General features: G+C 73.5%; 23 protein-coding genes. 13 read left to right on the top strand and 10 right to left on the bottom strand.

The window, feature by feature from the left end; translation table 11 throughout:
• Positions 1–4: 4 nt before the first annotated feature.
• The 4 genes from ACZ597_RS20185 to ACZ597_RS20170 form a co-directional block, all read right to left on the bottom strand.
• Positions 5–751 carry a VOC family protein gene (locus ACZ597_RS20185; protein WP_471332035.1) on the bottom strand — a complete coding sequence of 249 codons (747 nt, stop codon included), beginning with the start codon at positions 749–751 and terminating at the stop codon, positions 5–7.
• A 214-nt stretch (positions 752–965) separates the two neighbouring features.
• The gene (locus ACZ597_RS20180) at positions 966–1,298 is read right to left on the bottom strand and encodes a winged helix-turn-helix domain-containing protein (RefSeq protein ID WP_471331811.1); all 333 of its coding nucleotides are present in this window, start codon (positions 1,296–1,298) and stop codon (positions 966–968) included.
• A complete protein-coding gene (locus ACZ597_RS20175) occupies positions 1,295–1,711 on the bottom strand; it encodes a hypothetical protein (protein WP_471331808.1) in 417 nt (138 codons plus the stop codon). Before ACZ597_RS20175 ends, ACZ597_RS20180 begins: the two co-directional genes overlap by 4 nt.
• A gap of 126 nt (positions 1,712–1,837) precedes the next feature.
• Positions 1,838–2,305: a nuclear transport factor 2 family protein gene (locus ACZ597_RS20170; RefSeq protein ID WP_471331805.1), complete on the bottom strand. Its 468-nt coding sequence runs from the start codon at positions 2,303–2,305 to the stop codon at positions 1,838–1,840.
• Between the two features lie 98 nt (positions 2,306–2,403).
• Between ACZ597_RS20170 and ACZ597_RS20165 the strand changes: the two genes are divergently transcribed.
• Both ACZ597_RS20165 and ACZ597_RS20160 read left to right on the top strand, forming a co-directional pair.
• Positions 2,404–2,976 carry a PadR family transcriptional regulator gene (locus tag ACZ597_RS20165; protein ID WP_471331803.1) on the top strand — a complete coding sequence of 191 codons (573 nt, stop codon included), beginning with the start codon at positions 2,404–2,406 and terminating at the stop codon, positions 2,974–2,976.
• Positions 2,963–3,733, top strand: a complete 771-nt coding sequence (locus tag ACZ597_RS20160) for an SGNH/GDSL hydrolase family protein (RefSeq protein WP_471331800.1) — start codon at positions 2,963–2,965, stop codon at positions 3,731–3,733. The genes ACZ597_RS20165 and ACZ597_RS20160 overlap by 14 nt, the downstream gene beginning before the upstream one ends.
• Here ACZ597_RS20160 and ACZ597_RS20155 read toward each other — a convergent pair.
• Positions 3,730–4,530 (bottom strand): VOC family protein, encoded by an 801-nt coding sequence (locus ACZ597_RS20155; RefSeq protein WP_471331798.1) that lies wholly within the window; start codon positions 4,528–4,530, stop codon positions 3,730–3,732. The genes ACZ597_RS20160 and ACZ597_RS20155 overlap by 4 nt on opposite strands.
• 177 nt (positions 4,531–4,707) lie before the next feature.
• Here ACZ597_RS20155 and ACZ597_RS20150 point away from each other — a divergent pair, with 177 nt between their 5' ends.
• The gene (locus tag ACZ597_RS20150; protein WP_471331795.1) at positions 4,708–5,541 is read left to right on the top strand and encodes a sulfurtransferase; all 834 of its coding nucleotides are present in this window, start codon (positions 4,708–4,710) and stop codon (positions 5,539–5,541) included.
• A gap of 44 nt (positions 5,542–5,585) precedes the next feature.
• On the opposite strand, the gene sepH is transcribed toward ACZ597_RS20150, so the two are convergent.
• Positions 5,586–6,614, bottom strand: a complete 1,029-nt coding sequence (gene sepH, locus ACZ597_RS20145; protein ID WP_471331793.1) for a septation protein SepH — start codon at positions 6,612–6,614, stop codon at positions 5,586–5,588.
• A 538-nt stretch (positions 6,615–7,152) separates the two neighbouring features.
• Here sepH and ACZ597_RS20140 point away from each other — a divergent pair.
• Positions 7,153–8,034 (top strand): hypothetical protein, encoded by an 882-nt coding sequence (locus ACZ597_RS20140; RefSeq protein WP_471331790.1) that lies wholly within the window; start codon positions 7,153–7,155, stop codon positions 8,032–8,034.
• Positions 8,035–8,041: 7 nt separating this feature from the next.
• Here the strand turns inward: ACZ597_RS20140 and ACZ597_RS20135 are convergent, their stop codons facing one another.
• Both ACZ597_RS20135 and ACZ597_RS20130 read right to left on the bottom strand, forming a co-directional pair.
• On the bottom strand, positions 8,042–9,376 hold the full coding sequence (locus tag ACZ597_RS20135; RefSeq protein WP_471331787.1) for a D-arabinono-1,4-lactone oxidase: 1,335 nt from the start codon (positions 9,374–9,376) through the stop codon (positions 8,042–8,044).
• The gene (locus tag ACZ597_RS20130) at positions 9,321–10,583 is read right to left on the bottom strand and encodes an MFS transporter (protein ID WP_471331784.1); all 1,263 of its coding nucleotides are present in this window, start codon (positions 10,581–10,583) and stop codon (positions 9,321–9,323) included. Before ACZ597_RS20130 ends, ACZ597_RS20135 begins: the two co-directional genes overlap by 56 nt.
• Before the next feature lie 168 nt (positions 10,584–10,751).
• Between ACZ597_RS20130 and ACZ597_RS20125 the strand changes: the two genes are divergently transcribed.
• Complete coding sequence (locus ACZ597_RS20125) at positions 10,752–11,918, top strand: ferrochelatase (RefSeq protein WP_471331781.1); 1,167 nt, start codon at positions 10,752–10,754, stop codon at positions 11,916–11,918.
• A gap of 8 nt (positions 11,919–11,926) precedes the next feature.
• Positions 11,927–12,730, top strand: coding sequence for an inositol monophosphatase family protein (locus ACZ597_RS20120; RefSeq protein WP_471331778.1), 804 nt, complete (start codon positions 11,927–11,929; stop codon positions 12,728–12,730).
• Between the two features lie 107 nt (positions 12,731–12,837).
• Here the strand turns inward: ACZ597_RS20120 and ACZ597_RS20115 are convergent, their stop codons facing one another.
• Positions 12,838–13,005, bottom strand: a complete 168-nt coding sequence (locus ACZ597_RS20115; protein ID WP_164720975.1) for a hypothetical protein — start codon at positions 13,003–13,005, stop codon at positions 12,838–12,840.
• A 284-nt stretch (positions 13,006–13,289) separates the two neighbouring features.
• Between ACZ597_RS20115 and ACZ597_RS20110 the strand changes: the two genes are divergently transcribed.
• The 4 genes from ACZ597_RS20110 (at position 13,290) to ACZ597_RS20095 (ending at position 16,817) form a co-directional block, all read left to right on the top strand.
• The gene (locus ACZ597_RS20110; RefSeq protein ID WP_007267046.1) at positions 13,290–13,943 is read left to right on the top strand and encodes a response regulator transcription factor; all 654 of its coding nucleotides are present in this window, start codon (positions 13,290–13,292) and stop codon (positions 13,941–13,943) included.
• Between the two features lie 4 nt (positions 13,944–13,947).
• Positions 13,948–15,192, top strand: a complete 1,245-nt coding sequence (locus ACZ597_RS20105; protein WP_471331775.1) for a sensor histidine kinase — start codon at positions 13,948–13,950, stop codon at positions 15,190–15,192.
• A 384-nt stretch (positions 15,193–15,576) separates the two neighbouring features.
• Positions 15,577–15,873 carry a DUF4193 domain-containing protein gene (locus tag ACZ597_RS20100; RefSeq protein WP_007267048.1) on the top strand — a complete coding sequence of 99 codons (297 nt, stop codon included), beginning with the start codon at positions 15,577–15,579 and terminating at the stop codon, positions 15,871–15,873.
• Positions 15,874–15,881: 8 nt separating this feature from the next.
• On the top strand, positions 15,882–16,817 hold the full coding sequence (locus ACZ597_RS20095) for a hypothetical protein (protein WP_471331773.1): 936 nt from the start codon (positions 15,882–15,884) through the stop codon (positions 16,815–16,817).
• A gap of 19 nt (positions 16,818–16,836) precedes the next feature.
• Here ACZ597_RS20095 and ACZ597_RS20090 read toward each other — a convergent pair whose 3' ends face one another.
• Positions 16,837–17,307 carry a DUF3093 domain-containing protein gene (locus tag ACZ597_RS20090; protein WP_471331770.1) on the bottom strand — a complete coding sequence of 157 codons (471 nt, stop codon included), beginning with the start codon at positions 17,305–17,307 and terminating at the stop codon, positions 16,837–16,839.
• A gap of 58 nt (positions 17,308–17,365) precedes the next feature.
• Here ACZ597_RS20090 and ACZ597_RS20085 point away from each other — a divergent pair, with 58 nt between their 5' ends.
• Genes ACZ597_RS20085 through ACZ597_RS20075 form a run of 3 tightly spaced genes read left to right on the top strand, consistent with a single transcriptional unit; the run spans position 17,366 to position 19,267 of the window.
• The gene (locus tag ACZ597_RS20085) at positions 17,366–17,950 is read left to right on the top strand and encodes a PaaI family thioesterase (protein WP_285343141.1); all 585 of its coding nucleotides are present in this window, start codon (positions 17,366–17,368) and stop codon (positions 17,948–17,950) included.
• Positions 17,950–18,489: a dUTP diphosphatase gene (gene dut / locus ACZ597_RS20080; RefSeq protein ID WP_469114681.1), complete on the top strand. Its 540-nt coding sequence runs from the start codon at positions 17,950–17,952 to the stop codon at positions 18,487–18,489. Before ACZ597_RS20085 ends, dut begins: the two co-directional genes overlap by 1 nt.
• Position 18,490: 1 nt before the next feature.
• Complete coding sequence (locus tag ACZ597_RS20075) at positions 18,491–19,267, top strand: DUF3710 domain-containing protein (RefSeq protein WP_471331766.1); 777 nt, start codon at positions 18,491–18,493, stop codon at positions 19,265–19,267.
• Positions 19,268–19,398 lie beyond the last annotated feature (131 nt).

The raw sequence follows: 19,398 nt of genomic DNA, 5'->3' as shown, positions 1-19,398 counted from the left end.
CGGCTCAGAAGCGGCCGGGCGCGGTCGGGCCGACGATGCTGAACACGGCGCCGTCGCGGTCCCGCAGGGTGCGCTCGTGGGGGAAGGCGCCGGAGTCCGCGGCGGGGACGGCGCTGCCGCCGAGGGCGGTGGCTGCCTCCACGGCCGTGTCGAGGTCGGGGACCCGGAAGTGGGCGCGCCAGCGCGGCCTCAGGTGCGGGTCGGGGGCCTCCGCGAGCGTCCCGCCGTGCAGGCGGGCCACGATCCGGCCCGCGCGGCGGAGCAGGATGCGGTCGTCCTCCTCCACGTAGGCGACCTCGCAGCAGCCGGTGTGGTCGCAGGCCCACTCCAGGACCTCGCCGTAGAAGATGGCCGCGTCGAAGGCGTTCCGGGTGTGCAGCTCCAGCCAGGCCGGCGCCGCGTCGCCGCCCATGCCCCAGTCCGGGATGGCCTCGCCCTGCCAGATCCCGAAGACCGCCCCGTCCCGGTCGGAGGCGAGCGCCGCCCGGCCGGTGCCGAAGGACAGGGGGCCGACGGCGACGGTCCCGCTGCGCTCCCTGATGCGCGCCGCCGTGACGTCGGCGTCGTCCACGGCGAAGTACGGGGTCCAGGCGACGGGGATGGAGAGCGTCGGGGGCAGCGCGCCGATCCCGGCCACCGGGACCCCGGAGGCGAAGCCGACGGCGAAGGCCTCGCCGAGGTGGGCGGGGCCGAATGCCCATCCGAGGACCGCGCTGTAGAACTCCTTCGCCGCGTCGAGGTCGCGGGCCATGAGGCTGACCCAGCAGGGCGCGCCGAACGTTTCGTGACTCGATGTCGACACGGTGAACCCCATCCGCCGGTGCGCCCCCGGGAGCCCTTCCACAGTACTCGTGGGCGACTCCCCGGGGCGGTGCGTAGCCGCGTGGGCGCGGTCCGTCAGGTGCGGAAACGCCGGCCACATCCTCGTACCGCGGCGGTGCCGGCCGGACGGCGACACGCCGGGGTCAGCGCGGCGGGCCCGCGATGGCGGTGAGGGCGGCGACGTGCCGCCGGTAGCCGGCCAGGCCCTCCCCGGTCAGGAGCAGCCAGGTCCGCGGCATGCGCCCGACCCGCCCCTTCTCGACCGTGATCCAGCCGGCCTCCTCCAGGCGCGCGACCTGCTTCGACAGCGCGGAGTCGGTGATCTCCACGAGGTCCCGTACGTAGCCGAACTCGGCCTTCTCCACGGGCGCGAGCGCCGCCACGACCGACAGGCGCACGGCCGAGGAGAGCAGCGGGGCGAGCGCGTGGCGCGGGTGCGGGGCCCGGTCGGCCGGGTTCCCGAGGGGCGGTGTCATGCCGCGCGGACCTCCCGCCAGGCCGCCGCGGCGGGCGGCAGCGCGCACAGCAGGGCGGCGGCGGCCGCGAAGGCGGTGCTGTCCGCGAAGACGGTGAGACCCAGCGCGAGGGACAGCACGTACGCGGCGGCCCACGCGCCGATCGCGCGGAGGTGGCGGCGGCCGTGGCCCCGGGGGACCACCGGCTGCCGCATGGTGAACGCGGACAGCCCCATCACCACGACCGCGTTGGCGAGCGAGCTGACGAGCGTGCCCGTCCGTCCGTGCCACAGCAGCACGGCGGGGACGAGGGCGAGCTGCCAGCAAGCGAAGACCCACAGGTAGCCGGTGAGCCACCGGCTCCGCTGCCGTGCGCCGGCCTCCATCCGTGCGATCCCCTTCAACGCCGCTGCGGCGGCGGCCTGTTCGCTCATGGCGGTTCCCCCCGTTCGGTGCCCGGGCGGCTCCGTGCGCGATCACCCGGCAAGTACTTGCCAATGTAGCAAGTACTTGTCGGGCGACGGCTACGGGCCCGCTGGAGCCGCGGTGTTGACCTGCCGTCAGGCCTCCGGGGCGAGGCCGTCGGCGATCAGGCCGGCCAGGACCGCCTGGCCCAGGGCCTGGACGGCGGACTGGGGGCGGACCATCACCGTGAACTCCTTCACCCGGCCCGCGTCGTCGAACTGGAGCTGGTCGATGCCGTGGATCTGCTTGCCCGCCACCAGCGCGCGGAAGGGCAGGATCACCGTAGGGGCCTCCCCGTCGCCCGAGGTGGTCTCGGCCTCGCCGTCCAGCCGGCCCAGGTAGCGGAGGTCCTCGAAGGTGCGCAGCAGGACGCCGAAGAGGCCCAGGACGGCGGCCTTGCCTTCGAACGGGTTGAACTTCACCGGGCTGTAGAGCCGGATGTCCTCCGCGAACAGGTCGTCCAGCGCGGCGAGATCGCGCTTCTCCACGGCGGCGCGGAAGCGTTCGGCGCCCTCTGTGGTCTTCCCGGTCTCTGTGGTCTTCCCGGTCTCCGCGGTCCCCATGTGGCCCCTCCTCCTGTCGGCGATTACTCAAGAATGCGAGTAGTCAGATTTTTGAGTATGGTGCCGCTGCGGACACGAAAAGGGAAGAGGGAGCGGCCATGGCCCTGCGGCACGCGGTACTGGCGGCGCTGCTCGACGGCGAGTACAGCGGCTACCAGCTGGCGAAGGCCTTCGACATCAGCGTCGCCAACTTCTGGCACGCCCTGCCGCAGCAGCTCTACGCCGAACTGGCGAGGCTGGAGGCGGACGGGCTGGTCGCGGGCCGGGAGGTGGTGCAGGAGTCCCGGCCGAACAAGCGGCTGTTCCGGGTCACCGACACCGGCCGGGCCGAACTGGAGCGGTTCGCGGCGACGCCCTCCAAGCCGTCCTCGATCCGCGACGACCTCCTCGTGAAGGTCCAGAGCGCCGACCGCATCGGTACGGCCCCGGTCATCGCGCAGCTCGCGGAGCGGGCCGCCGCCGCCGAGGCCAAGATCGAGCTGCTCCACAAGCTGCTGCGGAACATGCGCGGAGAGCTGGACGAGGACGAGTTCCTGCTCCGGGGCGAGCGGATCGGCGGCTACCTGACCTGTCTGCGCGGGGTGGCCTTCGAGGAGGGCCACCGGGACTGGTGCCTGCGCACCGCCGACGTGCTGGGGAAGAGGGAGGGGACCACCCGTGCGGAAGACTGAGTACCTGCGTTACGTCGCCCTGGGCGACAGCCAGACCGAAGGGCTGGGGGACGGTGACGACACGGTGGGCCTGCGGGGCTTCGCCGACCGCCTCGCCGGTCACCTCGCGGCCTCCGCCCCCGGGCTGCGGTACGCCAACCTCGCGGTCCGCGGCCGGCTCGCCGGCCAGGTCCGCGCCGAACAGCTCGGGCCCGCCCTGGAGCTGCGGCCGGACGTCGCGACCGTCGTCGCCGGGGTCAACGACGTGCTCCGGCCGCGCTTCGACGCCGCCGAGGTGGCCGGTGAGCTGGAGGCGATGTTCGCCGCGCTCACCGGCGCCGGGGCCAGGGTGGCCACCGTGACCTTCCCCGACGTGGCGCGCATCGCGCCCCTGGCCCGGCCGCTGAGCCCCCGCGTGCGCGAGCTCAACAGCCACATCCGGGCGGCGGCCGCACGCCACGGGGTCGTGGTCGCCGAGACCGGCCGGGAGGCCGTCGCCGCCGACCCCCGCCTGTGGAGCGCCGACCGGCTGCACGCAGGCCCCCTCGGCCACGCCCGGATCGCCGCGGCCCTGGCCGAGGCCCTGGAGCTGCCGGGCAGCTGCGGTGCCTGGAAGGAGCCGCTGCCTCCCCGGCCGCCCCGCCCGCTCGCCGGGGCCGTCGCCGCCGAGGCGGCCTGGCTGGCCGGGTTCCTCGGCCCCTGGCTCGGCCGCCGGCTGCGCGGCACCTCCTCCGGCGACGGCCGCACCGCCAAGCGCCCCCGGCTGCTGCCGCTCTAGGGGGCGTCCGCAGAGCCGGCCGTCCGGACCAGCGCGAAGACCGCCCCCTCCGGGTCCGCGACCACGGCCAGCCGGCCCGTGATCCGCTCCCGGGGCGGGGCGACGACCCGGCCGCCCAGCTCGGTGACCCGGGCGGCGGCCGCGTCGGGGTCCGCCACCTCGAAGTACGTCATCCAGTGCGGCCCCCGGTCGTGCGGCAGCGACCGGCCGACCCCGTGGACGGCGGCGACCGGACGGCCGTCCAGCCGCAGGGTCAGGTAGTCGAAGTCGGCCGAGAGGTCCGGGTGCCGCTCGGCCTCGTGGCCGAAGACGTGCTCGTAGAACTTGCCGACCGTCGAGGACTCCTGGGTGAGCAGCTCGTTCCACACCGGGGTGCCGGCCGCCCCCGCCCGGCGGGCACCGGGGTGCCCGTCGGTCTGCCAGACCCCGAAGATCGCGCCCAGCGGGTCGGCGCAGATCGCCATCCGCCCCGCCGCCCCCACGTCGAGCGGGCCCACCGCGACCGTGCCGCCGCAGGACCGGATGGACTCGGCGGTGCAGTCGGCGTCGTTCGTGGCGAAGTACGTGGTCCACGCCACCGGAAGATGGCGGTCCGGCGGCATCTCGCCGATCCCGGCGACCTCCTCGCCGTCGAGGAAGGCCCGGACGCTCGGGCCGAACTGGGTGGGGCCGGGCTCGTACTCCCAGCCGAAGAGGTCGGCGTAGAAGTCCTCCGTGCTCCCGAGGCCGTGCACCATCAGGCTCACCCAGCACGGTGTGCCGGGTGTGCGCCGCGAAGCCCCCGATGCCTCCGTCATGTCAGCCGTCTCCCGCCGTCGTGTCCCTGTTCCCCCGCAGATGCTTGCACTCCGCGGCACCCCGTGCCCCCCGACCGGCCGCGTGAACCGGGCGCGGAACAGAGATGTCCGAATCACTGCGGCCCGTCGATGTCGGGCTTGTTACACGGGTTCGAGGGCGGGGAGGAAGATGGGCCCATGACTGCGATTCTCTCGGCCTCCGAACTGCGGGGCGAGCTCGCCGGCTCACGCCCGCCGGTACTCCTGGACGTCCGCTGGCAGCTGGGCGGCCCCGACCAGCGTCCCGCCTACGAAGCCGGGCACCTCCCCGGCGCCGCGTACGTCGACCTCGACCGCGAACTGGCAGGTCCGCCGGGGGCGGGCGGTCGCCACCCGCTCCCGGATCCGGAGGACTTCGGCGCCGCGATGCGCCGGGCCGGGGTGCGCGCCGACGATCCGGTGGTCGTGTACGACGGCGGTCTCGGCTGGGCGGCCGCCCGCGCCTGGTGGCTGTTGCGCTGGACGGGTCACCGGAACGTGCGAGTCCTGGACGGGGGCCTGGCCGCGTGGACGGCGGCGGGCGGTGCACTGACGACCGACACGCCTACACCCGCCGTGGGCGATTTCAAGCCAAACCCGGGGGCGTTCGGACTGCTGGAGGCCGACGACGCGGCCGCGCTGGCCCGCACGGGCCTCCTGCTGGACGCCCGGGCGGGGGAGCGCTACCGCGGCGAGGTCGAGCCGATCGACCGGGTCGGCGGGCACATCCCGGGCGCGGTGTCGGCCCCGACCACCGAGAACGTCGGCCCGGACGGGCGGTTCCTGTCGGCCGGGGAGCTGCGCGCCCGGTTCGCGGCGCTCGGCGCCGCGGGGGACACCGCGGTGGGCGTGTACTGCGGTTCCGGCGTGTCGGGGGCGCACGAGGTCCTCGCGCTGGAGGTGGCGGGGATCCCGGCCAGTCTGTACGCGGGCAGCTGGTCGCAGTGGTCCTCGGACCCCGGGCGGCCCGTGGCCACCGGCCCCAACCCCTGATGCCCGCCGTCGGCGGCACCCCCTCGGGGGCGCCGCCGCGCGGGCTACTCCTGCTTCTTGCGCCGGGTCCCGAAGACGATCTCGTCCCAGCTGGGCACGGCCGCCCGGCGCCCCGGCCGGACCCCGTCGGCCTCGGCCTGCCGGTCGGTGGTTCCGGTCAGCCGCTCGCGGTGGCCGGCCACCGTACGCGGCATCAGTACGTCCGCGTACGCGGCTCCGGCGCCCGCCGACGCCGCGGCCGGGGGCTCCTCGGACTCCGGCTCCTCGGCGGGAGCCTCCGTACGGTCCGGCACCACCAGGTCGCCCCGGAAGCTCGGGACCGCCTCCAGCAGGCTGGTCAGCGTGTCCCGCTCCTCCTCCGGCTCCGGCGCGGGCGGCGGGGCGGGCCGGCTCTCGGGCCGTTCCAGCTGCCGGTCGAGCGCGCGGTCCAGCGGCCGGTCCCGGGGCAGCCGGGCGATCCTCGGCACGAACGGGAAGCTCGGCTCCGGGGTGGAGGGCAGGTCGTCGGCCTCGCCGATCAGCGACCGGGCCTCGTCGTCCACGGCGACGACCAGCCGGCGCGGCGGGTCGTAGGACCAGCTCGCCGAGTGCGGTTCGCCCGCCACCCGGTAGACCAGCAGCACCTCCCAGGTGCCGTCGTCGCGGCGCCAGGAGTCCCACAGCACGGAGTCCTTGTCGGCCCCGCGCAGCGTCAGGCGCTCCTGCACGGCCTCGCCGAGCTGCGGTCCGGTGTTCTCGCCGGGGCGGCGTACGGGGGTCTTGCGGGCCCGCTCGGCCATGAAGGCGCGCTCGGCCAGCACCGGACCCTCGAAGCGGCGTACCCGGTCGACGGGGATGCCGGCGAGCTGGGCGACCTCCTCAGCGGAGGCACCGGCCCGTATGCGGGCCTGGATGTCGCGGGGGCGGAGGTGGCTCTCCACCTCGATCTCGATCTGGTTCAGGCGCGCGCGGTCATTGCGCACGGCAGCCCGCAGCCGCTCGTCGATCGGAAGCGTGTACTCCGTGCTGTCCGCAGCCTTGAGCACCAGTCGTGTTCCGTCATTTGAGACGGCCACGACACGCAGTTCGGGCATGGGGACCTCCCGGGTGGTGCCTGCCGACGTCACGTGCGTCGCTGCTTCCGCTAGTCGAGTGTGGCCTGCCCGGGTGCAGCCTGCCACAACCTTGCCGAGTTAAACCGGCGTGTCGGGCATGCGCCCTTGATCGACGTTATGGCACGGTTACCTGTTGGGCACGCACAGTGACCAAGTGGTTACTGTGCGCAGCAGGAGCCCGTGCGATACCGCGGCATCACCGGTCTTGAGTGCCGCTTCTCCATCAGCCGGCCCCCTCTCCCGGGTCCGGACATCCGTAAGGAAGGACGGCCCCAGGGCTCGCCACAGTACTCCATTCGGGCCACCCGGGTGGACCGCCGCGCCGCCGAACTTGTCGCGGGCGGCGGGAGTTGGCCTGCCCGGAATCGGGTCCGCATCCGGGTCCACCTGCGGGCGCGGCCGTTTTCGGGTGTCCTGCTTCACAGAATCCGCAGAAACGGAACTTTCCGTTTCGCTCAGGGGTCGGTAACTGCAGGAAGAGGAGAGGCGCGAGAGGCGGGACACACAGGGGATGGCGATGGGTCGGAAGACGGAGCACCACACGTGGGCGGACCACCCGGCGGACCGGCGGGAACCACACGGCCCGGCCGACCTGGCGGGCGCGGCGGACCCGTCGGGCGCGGCGGAACAGGGGCGCAGGAAGCTCGATCTGAGCGTGGCCCAGGTCGCGGGCAGCTCCCTCGCCACCGTCGCCGCGGCCCTGCTCGCCTCGCAGATGGGCGTCTACGGGACCATCCTCGGCGCCGGCGTGGTCAGCGTGGTCGCCACCGCCGGCGGGCCCGTCATCCAGCACGTGTTCCGCCGCACCGGCGACCAGCTGCGCGGGAGCGCCCGCCCCAGGGCCCGTCAGGTCCCGCCGCCCGACGGGGAACCGGGCCCCGCGGCCCCGCCCCCGGGGGAGTTCGGGGAGGCCACCGTGCACGGCACCCGCGTACGGGGCTGGAAGCGCACGGCGGTGGCCTCCGGGGCCGCCTTCGCCCTCGCCCTCGGCGGCCTCGGGACGTACGAGGCCTTCGCGGGCACCTCGGTCAGCAGCGACGGCCGCACCCTCCTGTCGGGCGGCTCCCGCACCGCCCCCGACCACAAGCCCGCCCGGCCGGAGCGGGACCCGGAGGGGGACGGCAAGGGCGGGACGGGCCGCCGGGGCGGGCCCGGCGGCGAGGAGGGCAGGGCCGGGGAGGGGGCGGACGGGAAGACCCCGGGACCCGGGACCTCCCCGAGCCCCTCCCGCCCGCACGGCGGCCAGGGCCCGACCCCGGGCCCCACCCCCTCCGGGCCGACGGGGCCGACGCCGGACCCGTCCCCCTCGAACTCCTCGAAGCAGACCCCCGGGCCCGGACCGGTCCAGGGCTCCGGCGGCGCGGGAGGCGGCCCTGAGCCGTCACCCGGCGCCCCTTGAGCGGGGGTCAGTCCCCGAGGACCCGCCTCAGGTAGTCGTTGCCGAACAGCCGGTCCGGGTCCAGCCGGTCCCGCAGCGCGGTGAACTCGGCGAACCGCGGGTAGACCGCGGCGAGCTGCTCCGCGTCCCGGGTGTGCACCTTGCCCCAGTGCGGCCGGCCCCCGTGGGCGGTGAAGATCCGTTCGGCCGCCGTGAAGTAGGCCTGGTACGGGGTGCCCCGGTACATGTGGACCGCGATGTACGCCGTCTCCCGCCCCGAGGCGGTGGACAGGGTGATGTCGTCCGCCGGAGCCGTGCGCACCTCCACCGGGAAGCTGATCCGCAGGCCTGAGCGGTCCACCATGGTCTTGAGCTCCCGCAGCGCCTCGACCGCCCGCTCGCGCGGAAGGGCGTACTCCATCTCCACGAACCGCACCCGGCGCGGGCTGGTGAACACCTTGTAGGGGATGTCCGTGTAGGTGCGCGCCGACAGGGCGCGGCTGGCGACGCGGGCGATCGAGGGGATGGCCGCCGGGACGGCGCGGCCCAGGGAGTTGACGGCCTGGAAGAGGCCGTTGGAGAGCAGTTCGTCCTCGATCCAGGCGCTGACCGCCCCGGGCGGGGCGGCGGGGCCCTGGCTGCGGTTGTTGCGCTTGGTGTTGCAGTTGCCGGTGTGCGGGAACCAGTAGAACTCGAAGTGCTCGTTCTCCGCGACGTGCTGGTCGAACTCGGAGGCCACCCGGTCGAAGCGCATCGGCTCCTCACGGGCGGTCAGGAAGAAGAGCGGCTCCACCGCGAAGGTGATCGAGGTGATGACGCCCAGGGCACCGATGCCGATCCGGGCGGCAGCGAAGACCTCGGGGTTCTCCTTCTCCGAACAGGTCATCAGCCTGCCGTCGGCCGTGACCAGTTCCAGCGCGCGGATCTGGGCGGATATGGAGGCCGAGTCGCGGCCGGTGCCGTGGGTGCCGGTGCTGGTGGCGCCGGAGACCGTCTGCTCCATGATGTCGCCCATGTTGGCGAGCGAGAGGCCCTGCCGGGCCAGGTCCCGGTTGAGGTCCTTGAGGGCGGTGCCCGCCGCCACGGTGACGGTGCCGGCCGCCCGGTCGACCGACAGGATCCCGGTGAGCGCCTGCGGCCGTACGAGCACCCCGTCGGTCGCGGCCGCCGCGGTGAAGGAGTGGCCGGTGCCGACCGCCTTCACCCGCAGCCCTTCCTCGGCGGCCCGGCGGACCGCCTCCTGGAGCTCCCCGGCCGAGGCCGGAGTCACCACGCGCGCGGGCGTGGCGCGGACGTTGCCCGCCCAGTTACGCCACGCGGCCGGTGCGTTCTTCGCTGTTGCTGCTGTCCCCGACGTCGCCATCGCTGGCAGGCTCCTCCCCTTGCGCCGGCCTCGTCAGCCGGCGGTAACCCGCGAACGCCACCGCCGCCGCGGCCACTCCCGAGGAGATCGAGACCACGAACCCGCGCTGGGCCCCGGCCGCGTCGATGACCAGACCGGTCACCGAGGAGCCGACCGCGACCCCGACCGCCAGGCCGGTGCTGATCCAGGTCATGCCCTCGGTGAGCTTCGCGCGTGGTACGTGCGCTTCGATCAGGGCCATCGTGGTGATCATCGTGGGAGCGATGGCGAGGCCCGAGACGAAGAGCGCCACGGCCAGAAACGGAAGGTTCCCGGCCAGTAGGAGGGGGATCATACTCACGGCCATCGCACAGATGCCCAGTACCCAGCGGTGTTCGGCCTTGCCCTTGAGGTGGAGCAGGCCGAAGACGATTCCGGCGATACAGGACCCCGCCGCCCAGATGGCCAGGATGAAGCTGGCGGAGGACTTGCTGCCCTGCTCCTCGGCGAAGGCCAGCGTGGACACGTCGATGGAACCGAAGATCGCGCCGGTCGCCACGAAGGTGGCCGTCAGCACCTGGAGGCCGGGGGAGCGCAGGGCCGAGGCGCGGTCGGCGTCGGGGGTGCGCGGATGCGGGGCGGGCTCGGTGGAGCGCTGGGCGGTCAGGAGCCAGACCCCGACGAGCAGGCAGCCGGCCGCGATCACCGGTCCGGCCTCGGGGAACCAGGTGGTGGACAGGCCGATGGCGAGGATCGGGCCGAAGATGAAGCACACCTCGTCGATCACGGACTCGAAGGAGTACGCCGTGTGCAGCTCGCGCGGGGAGTCGCGGTAGAGCTCGGTCCAGCGGGCTCGGACCATCGAGCCGACGCTCGGCACGCATCCCGCGACGGCGGCGAACACGAAGAGCGTCCAGTCGGGCAGGCCGTTCGCGGCGGCCAGCACCAGGCCCGTGACGGAGGCGACCGAGATCACGGTCGCGGGGCGCAGCACCCGCCGCTGTCCGTACTGGTCCACCAGGCGGGAGACCAGGGGGCCGATGAACGCGGCGGCGAGGGCCAGGGTGCCGGTGAGGGCGCTGGCCATCGCGTAGCGGCCGGTCATCTCCGAGATCATCGTGAGGATGCCGACGCCGACCATGGATATCGGCAGCCGGCCTATGAGGCCGGCGGCGCTGAACCCCTTGGTGCCGGGGGCCGCGAAGATCGCGCGGTAGGGACTGGACAAGGGCGCTCCGTAAGGGACGTCAGGGGCCCATACAGGTTACGACTGCCGGCAAGGCGCCCGCATGGGGAAAAATCAACGCTTCAACTTAGGGTCACCTTACCTACGCCGCGTCCGGGATGCGGACCGGCCGGTTCTCCCGGGCGGAGCCCGGGTGGCAGGATTCGAGGCATGTCAGACCAGCTCCGTGCCCCCGACGCGCCCGCGGCCGAAGGCCTCGCCGCCCCCTACGACGCCCTGCTGCTGCTGTCCTTCGGCGGCCCCGAGGGGCCCGACGACGTCGTGCCGTTCCTGGAGAACGTCACGCGCGGCCGGGGCATCCCGCGCGAGCGGCTCAAGGAGGTCGGGCAGCACTACTTCGGCTTCGGCGGGGTCAGCCCGATCAACGCGCAGAACCGCGAGCTGCTGGACGCCCTGCGCAAGGACTTCGCCGAGCACGGGCTGGACCTGCCCGTCTACTGGGGCAACCGGAACTGGGCCCCGTACCTCACCGACGTGATGCGGGAGATGGTGCGCGACGGCCGCCGCCGCATCGCCGTCCTCGCCACCAGCGCGTACGCCTCGTACTCCGGCTGCCGCCAGTACCGCGAGAACCTCGCCGACGCGCTCGCCGCCCTGGCGGAAGAGGGCCTGGAGCTGCCGCGCGTGGACAAGCTGCGGCACTACTTCAACCACCCCGGCTTCGTGCAGCCCATGATCGACGGGGTGCTGGCCTCGCTCGCCGCACTGCCCGCCGACGTCCGGGAGGGGGCCCGCCTGGCCTTCACCACCCACTCCATCCCGGACTCCGCGGCCGACACCTCCGGACCGGTCGAGGACCACACCGAGGGCGGCGGGGGCGGGGCCTACGTCAAGCAGCACCTCGACGTGGCCCGCGTCATCGCGGACGCCGTGGCGGTGGAGACCGGTACCGAGCACCCCTGGCAGCTCGTCTACCAGTCCCGCAGCGGCGCCCCGCACATCCCGTGGCTGGAGCCGGACATCTGCGACCACCTGGAGGCCCTGCACGCCGACGGCGCGCCCGCCGTGGTCATGGTGCCGATCGGCTTCGTCTCCGACCACATGGAGGTCCTGTACGACCTCGACACCGAGGCCAGGGCCAAGGCGGCCGAGCTGGGCCTGCCGGCCGAGCGCTCCGCGACCGTCGGCGCCGACCCCCGCTTCGCCGGGGCGGTACGCGAACTCGTGCTGGAGCGCGCCGCCCGCGAGCGCGGGGAGCGGCCGCAGGAGTGCTGGGTGGGCACGCTCGGCCAGAGCCACGACCTGTGCGCGGTGGGCTGCTGCCCGGCCCGCGCGCCCCGGCCGGCGGCCGCCGGCACGGACAGCCCGTACGCGTAGGGGGAAGCGTGATCCCGGAAGACCTGAAGGCCGAGCTGCTGGACGTGGCCCTGGAGGCCGCCCGGCGGGCCGGGGCGCTGCTGCGCGACGGCCGGCCGGCCGACCTGTCGGTGGCGGCGACGAAGAGCAGCCCCATCGACGTGGTGACCGAGATGGACATCGCCGCCGAGAAGCTGATCACGGCCGTCCTCGCCGAGCGGCGGCCCGCGGACGGGCTGCTGGGCGAGGAGGGCGCGGACAGCCCCGGCACGAGCGGGGTGCGCTGGGTCGTCGACCCGCTGGACGGCACGGTGAACTACCTCTACGGGCTCCCGGGCTGGGGCGTGTCGATCGCGGCCGAGTACCGGGGCGAGACCGTGGTGGGCGTCGTGGCGGCGCCGATGCGCGGGGAGACGTACCACGCGGTGCTGGGCGGCGGGGCCTGGTCGGGCACCGCCCGGCTGGCCTGCCGGCCGGCCGCGCCCCTGGACCGGGCGCTGATCGCCACCGGCTTCGCGTACGTCCAGGCGCGGCGGGCCCACCAGGCCGAGGTCGCCGGGCGGATCATCCCGCTGGTGCGGGACATCCGGCGCGGCGGCTCGGCGGCGCTCGACCTGTGCGACGTCGCCGCCGGGCGCCTCGACGGGTACTGGGAGCGCGGGCTGAACCCCTGGGACCTCGCCGCGGGCGAGCTGATCGCCCGCGAGGCGGGAGCCCTGACCGGCGGGCGGCCCTCGGAGCCGGCCTCGGGGGAGCTGGCGCTGGCGGCCACCCCGGCGGTCTTCGCCTCGCTCCAGCCGCTGCTGGAGGAAGCCGGGGCCTGGCACGACTGAACGCGCACGGCCGCCCGCCCGGCGGCCCGCCCACGGCACCGGGCCCCGGCCGCCTCTCGGCGGCCGGGGCCCGGTGGGTGCGCTGTGAGCTCGGAGGTGCCGTCGGGTCAGGCGGCGGAAACCGGTACGCCGTGTTCTGCGGCGAGCCGCTGGAGGTCTTCCAGCTCGGCCTGTTCCACATCCGCGAGGTAGTCGTCGCCCGTCTCACGGGCCTTGCTGAGGTCCGACTGCGTGGCCTTGATGCGCTGCAGGAGACCCGCGGTGAATGCGTCCATGGTGGGTGCGCCCCCTCTGCGTGGGTCGGCGGCGGAGAGCACGGAGCAGTCCGCCGCGTCGGGGTGTGGTTGGGGTGTGCTCACGTCCTCCCCGGCACCCTGGGCCCAGAAACCTCGTAAGGCGAGGGAATCCTCACTTCCACCCCCTCCACACGCCGCTTCCACCCCGTCCACACGCCCCCCGGAGGCCTCCAGGGGCGCCTTACAGCCGGTTTACGGCCGAAACCGGCAGGATGGAGGCGCAATACACGTGTGCCCTGAAGGGCTCGAAGGAAGGAAACGACGTGCGCGTACTCGTCGTCGAGGACGAGCAGCTGCTCGCCGATGCGGTGGCCACGGGCCTGCGCCGGGAGGCCATGGCCGTGGACGTCGTGTACGACGGCGCCGCGGCGCTGGAGCGCGTCGGAGTCAACGACTACGACGTGGTCGTGCTCGACCGGGACCTTCCGCTGGTGCACGGCGACGACGTCTGCCGGAAGATCATCGAGCTGGGCATGCCCACCCGCGTGCTCATGCTCACCGCCTCCGGTGACGTCAGCGACCGCGTCGAGGGCCTGGAGCTGGGGGCCGACGACTACCTGCCCAAGCCGTTCGCCTTCACCGAGCTGACCGCCCGCGTGCGCGCTCTCGGACGGCGTACCACCGTCGCGCTCCCGCCCGTGCTGGAACGGGCCGGCATCAAGCTGGACCCGAACCGCCGCGAGGTGTTCCGGGAAGGCCGCGAGGTGCAGCTGGCGCCGAAGGAGTTCGCGGTGCTGGAGGTGCTCATGCGCAGCGAGGGGACCGTGGTCTCCGCCGAGCAGCTGCTGGAGAAGGCCTGGGACGAGAACACCGACCCGTTCACCAACGTGGTCCGGGTGACCGTCATGACCCTGCGCCGCAAGCTCGGGGAGCCGCCCGTCATCGTGACCGTGCCCGGCTCCGGCTACCGGATCTGACCCGGTGGCCCCGACCCCTGCGCCACCCGCGGCGCCGCCGAAACCGACCTGGGACCCCGGCCCGCCCGAGGGTCCCTTCCCTTGGCTGCGGCCGACCATCCGGATAAGGCTCACGCTGCTGTACGGCGGCATGTTCCTGATCGCCGGGATCCTGCTGCTGTCGATCATCTACCTGCTGGCCGCCCAGGCCCTGAGGGAGGGCAACGCGCTCCCCTTCAAGATCGTCGGCGGCCAGAAGGTCGAGGTCTCCAGCACCACCTGCTCCGGCGTGGGCATCGACCAGTCGATCGACCAGTTCAACGCCGCGATCGCGCAGTGCATCCTCGACCAGCGCAAGCACGCCCTGGACGACCTGCTCAGCCGGTCCCTGATGGCCCTCCTGGGCCTCAGCGTGATCGCCTTCGCCTTCGGCTACGCGATGGCCGGCCGGGTGCTCTCGCCGCTGGGCAAGATCACCCGTACCGCCCGCCGGGTGGTGGGCTCCGACCTGACCCGGCGGATCGAGCTGGACGGGCCGGACGACGAGCTGAAGGAGCTCGCCGACACCTTCGACGAGATGCTCGACCGCCTGGAGCGGGCCTTCACCGCCCAGCAGCGCTTCGTGGCCAACGCCTCGCACGAGCTGCGGACCCCGCTGGCGATCAACCGGACGCTTCTGGAGGTCCACCTCTCGGACCCCGGAGCACCGGTCGAGCTCCAGCAGCTGGGCAGGACGCTGCTGGCCACCAACGAGCGCAGCGAGCAGCTGGTCGAGGGCCTGCTGCTGCTGGCCCGCAGCGAGAACCAGATCGTCGAGCGCAAGCCGGTCGACCTGGCCGAGGTCGCCTCGCGCGCCATCGACCAGGCCCGCGGAGAGGCCCTCGCGAAGGGCGTGGAGATCCGCGGCGAGCGCGCGCTGGTCGTGATCCAGGGCAACGGCGTACTGCTGGAGCGGATCGCCCTCAACCTGGTGCAGAACGCCGTCCGGTACAACGTGCCGGAGGGCGGCTGGGTGGAGGTCACGACCGAGGCCCAGCACGGCCAGGCGGTGCTCGTCGTCTCGAACACGGGTCCAGTGGTTCCCGCGTACGAGGTGGACAGCCTCTTCGAGCCCTTCAGGCGGCTGCGTACGGAGCGAACGGGCAGTGACAAGGGTGTGGGGCTCGGTCTGTCGATCGCGCGCTCCGTGGCGCGCGCACACGGCGGCCGCATCCTCGCGACCCCCCGGGAGGGCGGTGGCCTCGTGATGCGTGTCACGTTGCCCCTTTGATCCACCCGGGTCCTGTTCGCCGTCAGCGGAACGGAACGGCGGCCTGCGCGCGCGGTTCCTGTGTGATCGATCACAGTGCCGAGTGTCGGGTCATGCGCGTTCTGTGACCCCAAGGGGGCCGGAAAGCCCGACAAGTCCGGGTTTCCGGCCCCCCGGATGGCGGGAAATACACGGGGTGGCGTTTGTGCAAGACGGCCCCCTGACCGTGTACGGTCCCGCTCGACATCCCGGCCACGGAGTCCTTCGGGTACGCGGCTGGGTGTCGATTGAGTAACAGACCTTGATGTGAGGCAAAATCTCCGCCTCAGGTCGGGCACAAGTCCGGCCTCTCGCGCGTTACGTGCGCTGAGACACCGCTAAATCCCAGAGGGGGAGAGCGACAAAATGGCAACGGACTACGACACCCCACGCAAGACCGACGACGACGTCGACAACGACAGCATCGAAGAACTCAAGGCCCGGCGCAGTGACAAGGTCACGTCGAGCGTCGACATCGAGGACTTCGACGGAGCCGAGAGCCTGGAGCTCCCGGGTGCCGACCTCTCCAACGAGGAGCTGGCCGTCCGGGTGCTGCCCAAGCAGGCCGACGAGTTCACCTGCATGAGCTGCTTCCTGGTGCACCACCGCAGCCAGCTGGCGCGCGAGAAGAACGGCCAGCCGATCTGCCGCGACTGCGACTGAGGACGGCCGTGACCGGCTCGACGCCCTTTCGGAAGCGACGCTTCCGGAAATCTGGCGATCCGGAGGCGCAGGTTCGCGCGGTGGCCACGGGCCCGGAAACGGGCCCCGCGGACGCCGGCGGCCAGGCCTTCGGGACGACTGCGGTGCCGTCCGACACCGCCGCGGCGGTGCCGTCGGCCGCAGTGGCGGACGAGGAGTCCCGGGGCAGGCCCGGGACGCGTCGGATGCAAGCCGTCAAGAACGGTGTGCGCAAGGGCGGCGAGAGCGCGAAAGCCGCCGCCCTGTACATCACCGACCTGATCATCGAGAACGCCCCGCGCGTTCCCGTACGGGACCTCGCGACCCTGCGGGCGCAGTTCCCGGACCTCGGTCCCGACCAGCTGGCCGACAAGCTGATCACCGGGGCCGCCAACGGCACCTCCACCGTGGGCGCGGGCATCGGCGCCGCGGCCATGCTGCCGGTCCCGCCCGCGATGCCGGCGGAACTGGCCGCGGAGATCACCGCGGTCGCCGCGATCGAGCTGAAGCTCATCGCCGAGCTGCACGAGGTCTACGGGCAGCGCCCGCCGGGCGGCCTGAAGGACCGCAGCCTCGCCTACCTCACCTCCTGGACGGAGGAGCGCGGGATCGACCTGACCAAGCCGACCACGCTCAACGTGGCGCTCGGCGGTCAGATGAAGCGCGAACTGCGCCAGCAGATCATGAAGCGGATGTTCCGCAACCTGCCGAACCTCATGCCCTTCATGGTCGGCGCGGCGGTGGGAGCGGTGATGAACCGCCGGGACACCAGAAAACTCGCCGAGAAGGTCCGTAAGGACCTGCGGAGCCGCGCCGTGCCCTGGAACGCCCTGCCGGCCCTGCCGCCCCTGGAACGCCCCTCCGGGGCCCTTCCGGAGGCCACCAGGGCCGCCCTCGAAGGCCGCCGCCCGGACGAACGGGGCTGACCCGGCCGCCGGAGCCGGATCAGGCCGGGGTCGCGGCCGTCTTCGCCGCGCGTACGGCCGCTGCGAGGGCCTGGGGCTCGCGCGTGGAAACGTACACGTACGGGGTCGGGTCCGACGGGTCGGTGACCTCGATCCGGACCGCCGTCGGGACGTAGCTGCGCATCAGCATGAACGCCCGGGTGTCGGCCTTGTACGTGCGCCAGGCGCGCGCCTCCTCCGCCTCCAGCACCTCGGGCTCGCCCAGGGCGGTCACCGGGATCCGGGCGTCGCCGGCCGCGAGCGCGCCGTTGACCACGCGCACGCGCGCGGAGCCGTACGAGCTCACCAGCATCCCCGTCAGCGCGGCGCCGCCGACCAGCCCCGCCAGCAGCGGCAGGGTGCCGAGCGGCAGCAGCATCAGCGCGCACGCCAGACCGGTCAGGGCTGCGATGCCCCACCAGGAACGGGGGGCGGAGAGGCGTTCGTCGTGGTGCGCGGGGGAGAGCTGCATGGCACCTAGCCTCCCACGGGGCGACCGGCGGGTAGCCGCGCGGGTAAGGTCAGCGGCTGTGAGTGGACGAAACACAGCGTTGACGCCCCCGGCCGATGCCTCCGCACCGGTCCGGCACCCCGATGCCCCGGCACCCGGGGAGCTCCTCGGCGCGCACTACGAACACTGTTTCGGCTGCGGCGGGGGTCAGCCGCACGGGCTCCATCTGGAGGCCCGCGCGGGCGAGGGCGTACGCGTCACCGCCGAGTTCACCGTCAAGCCCGCCCACCAGGGCGCACCCGGTCTCGCGCACGGCGGCGTCCTGGCCACCGCGCTCGACGAGACGCTGGGCTCCCTGAACTGGCTGCTGCGCGTCATCGCGGTGACCGGCCGGCTGGAGACCGACTTCGTGCGGCCCGTGCCCGTGGACACCGTGCTGCACCTGGAGGCCGAGGTCACCGCCGTCGCCGGCCGGAAGATCTACTCCACCGCCGTGGGCCGGATAGGCGGCCCGGACGGCCCCGTCGCCGTCCGCGCGGACGCGCTCTTCATCGAGGTGAAGGTCGACCACTTCATCGACAACGGTCGGCCCGAGGAGATCCGGGCGGCGATGTCCGACCCGGACCAGGTCAGGCGCGCACGCGCCTTCGAGGTGAACCCCTGATGTCCCAGAACAACCACGCTCCTGTCGACGTGCTGATCCGCCGCGTCGACCCCGAGGTGCCCATTCCCGCCTACGGCCACCCCGGCGACGCCGGCTGCGACCTGGTGACCACCGTGGCCGCGGAGCTGGAGCCCGGGGAGCGGGCCGTACTGCCCACCGGCGTCTCCATCGCCCTGCCCGACGGGTACGCGGCCTTCGTGCACCCGCGCTCGGGTCTGGCGGCCCGCTGCGGGCTCGCGCTCGTGAATGCCCCGGGGACGGTGGATGCCGGGTACCGTGGGGAGATCAAGGTGATCGTGGTCAATCTCGACCCGCGCGAGAGCGTCCGGTTCGAGCGCTTCGACCGCATTGCCCAGCTGGTTGTCCAGCGGGTCGAGAAGGTGCGCTTCCACGAGGTGGCGGAGCTTCCCGGCTCGGCCCGGGCCGACGGGGGGTTCGGCTCCACCGGCGGTCATGCGGCCGTGGCCGGATCCGGGGCTGGTCAGCAGCAGGGTGGGAATGGCTACGCTTCGGTCGTATCCGACCGGGAAGGACAGTGACGTGTTCGGACGTCGCAAGAAGAACGACTCCGCCAATGACGGCGGCGCGGCCGAGCAGGTCGTGAACGGCGTGGCTGCCGACGAGGAGGCCGGCGACGACTCCGCCGCGCCCCGCAGGCTCAACCTGCCCCCCGCCCCGCGGCCCGACGGCCCGTGGGACGTCTCCGAGGTGCTCGGCAACCCGGCCGACGGCCGGGTCGACCTGGGCGGCATCCTCGTGCCCGGCGTCGAGGGCATGGAGCTGCGCGTCGAGGTCGCGGGTGACGCGATCGTGGCCGCCACGGTCGTCCTGAACGACAGCGCCGTGCAGCTGCAGGCCTTCGCCGCCCCCAAGAAGGAGGGCATCTGGGGCGAGGTCCGCGACGAGATCGCCTCGGGCATCACCCAGCAGGGCGGCATCATCGACGAGGTCGACGGCCCGCTGGGCTGGGAGCTGCGCGCGCAGGTCCCCGTACCGCTGCCCGACGGCCAGACCGGCGCCCAGCTGGTGCGCTTCGTCGGCGTCGACGGCCCGCGCTGGTTCCTGCGCGGCGTCATCTCCGGTCAGGGCGCGGTGCGCCCCGAGTCGGCCGGCGTGCTGGAGCAGATCTTCCGGGAGACCGTCGTGGTCCGCGGCGACGGCCCGATGGCCCCCCGCGACCCGATCGTCCTGAAGCTGCCGAACGACGCCCAGATGGTGCCGGACGGCGTGCAGACGGCCGAGGAGCAGGAGGGCTCCCGCTTCTCCGGCGGCATGGGCCAGCTGGAGCGCGGCCCGGAGATCACCGAGGTCCGCTGACCCGGACCCGGCAAGGGCGTAGTCCGGCCCGCGGGCCCGTTCCCCCTGGCGGGGGCGGGGCCCGCGGGCCTTCGCGCGCCCGGGGCACGGGGGCGCGCGTCAGGGATGCGTCAGGGATGTCCGGGAGTGGC

This window comes from Streptomyces sp. NPDC040718 (assembly GCF_055593565.1).
Note: the sequence above shows the minus strand (reverse complement) of the source record. Positions and strands in the feature narration are given on the sequence as shown.

Coding starts and splice junctions, on each gene's coding strand:
- ACZ597_RS20155 (WP_471331798.1), bottom strand. CDS start 4,530: ATGACGGAGGCATCGGGGGCTTCGCGGCGCACACCCGGCACACCGTGC.
- ACZ597_RS20180 (WP_471331811.1), bottom strand. CDS start 1,298: ATGACACCGCCCCTCGGGAACCCGGCCGACCGGGCCCCGCACCCGCGC.
- ACZ597_RS20140 (WP_471331790.1), top strand. CDS start 7,153: ATGGGTCGGAAGACGGAGCACCACACGTGGGCGGACCACCCGGCGGAC.
- ACZ597_RS20125 (WP_471331781.1), top strand. CDS start 10,752: ATGTCAGACCAGCTCCGTGCCCCCGACGCGCCCGCGGCCGAAGGCCTC.
- sepH (WP_471331793.1), bottom strand. CDS start 6,614: ATGCCCGAACTGCGTGTCGTGGCCGTCTCAAATGACGGAACACGACTG.
- ACZ597_RS20100 (WP_007267048.1), top strand. CDS start 15,577: ATGGCAACGGACTACGACACCCCACGCAAGACCGACGACGACGTCGAC.
- ACZ597_RS20175 (WP_471331808.1), bottom strand. CDS start 1,711: ATGAGCGAACAGGCCGCCGCCGCAGCGGCGTTGAAGGGGATCGCACGG.
- ACZ597_RS20150 (WP_471331795.1), top strand. CDS start 4,708: ATGACTGCGATTCTCTCGGCCTCCGAACTGCGGGGCGAGCTCGCCGGC.
- ACZ597_RS20185 (WP_471332035.1), bottom strand. CDS start 751: ATGGCCCGCGACCTCGACGCGGCGAAGGAGTTCTACAGCGCGGTCCTC.
- ACZ597_RS20165 (WP_471331803.1), top strand. CDS start 2,404: ATGGCCCTGCGGCACGCGGTACTGGCGGCGCTGCTCGACGGCGAGTAC.
- ACZ597_RS20135 (WP_471331787.1), bottom strand. CDS start 9,376: ATGGCGACGTCGGGGACAGCAGCAACAGCGAAGAACGCACCGGCCGCG.
- dut (WP_469114681.1), top strand. CDS start 17,950: ATGTCCCAGAACAACCACGCTCCTGTCGACGTGCTGATCCGCCGCGTC.
- ACZ597_RS20090 (WP_471331770.1), bottom strand. CDS start 17,307: ATGCAGCTCTCCCCCGCGCACCACGACGAACGCCTCTCCGCCCCCCGT.
- ACZ597_RS20115 (WP_164720975.1), bottom strand. CDS start 13,005: ATGGACGCATTCACCGCGGGTCTCCTGCAGCGCATCAAGGCCACGCAG.
- ACZ597_RS20170 (WP_471331805.1), bottom strand. CDS start 2,305: ATGGGGACCGCGGAGACCGGGAAGACCACAGAGACCGGGAAGACCACA.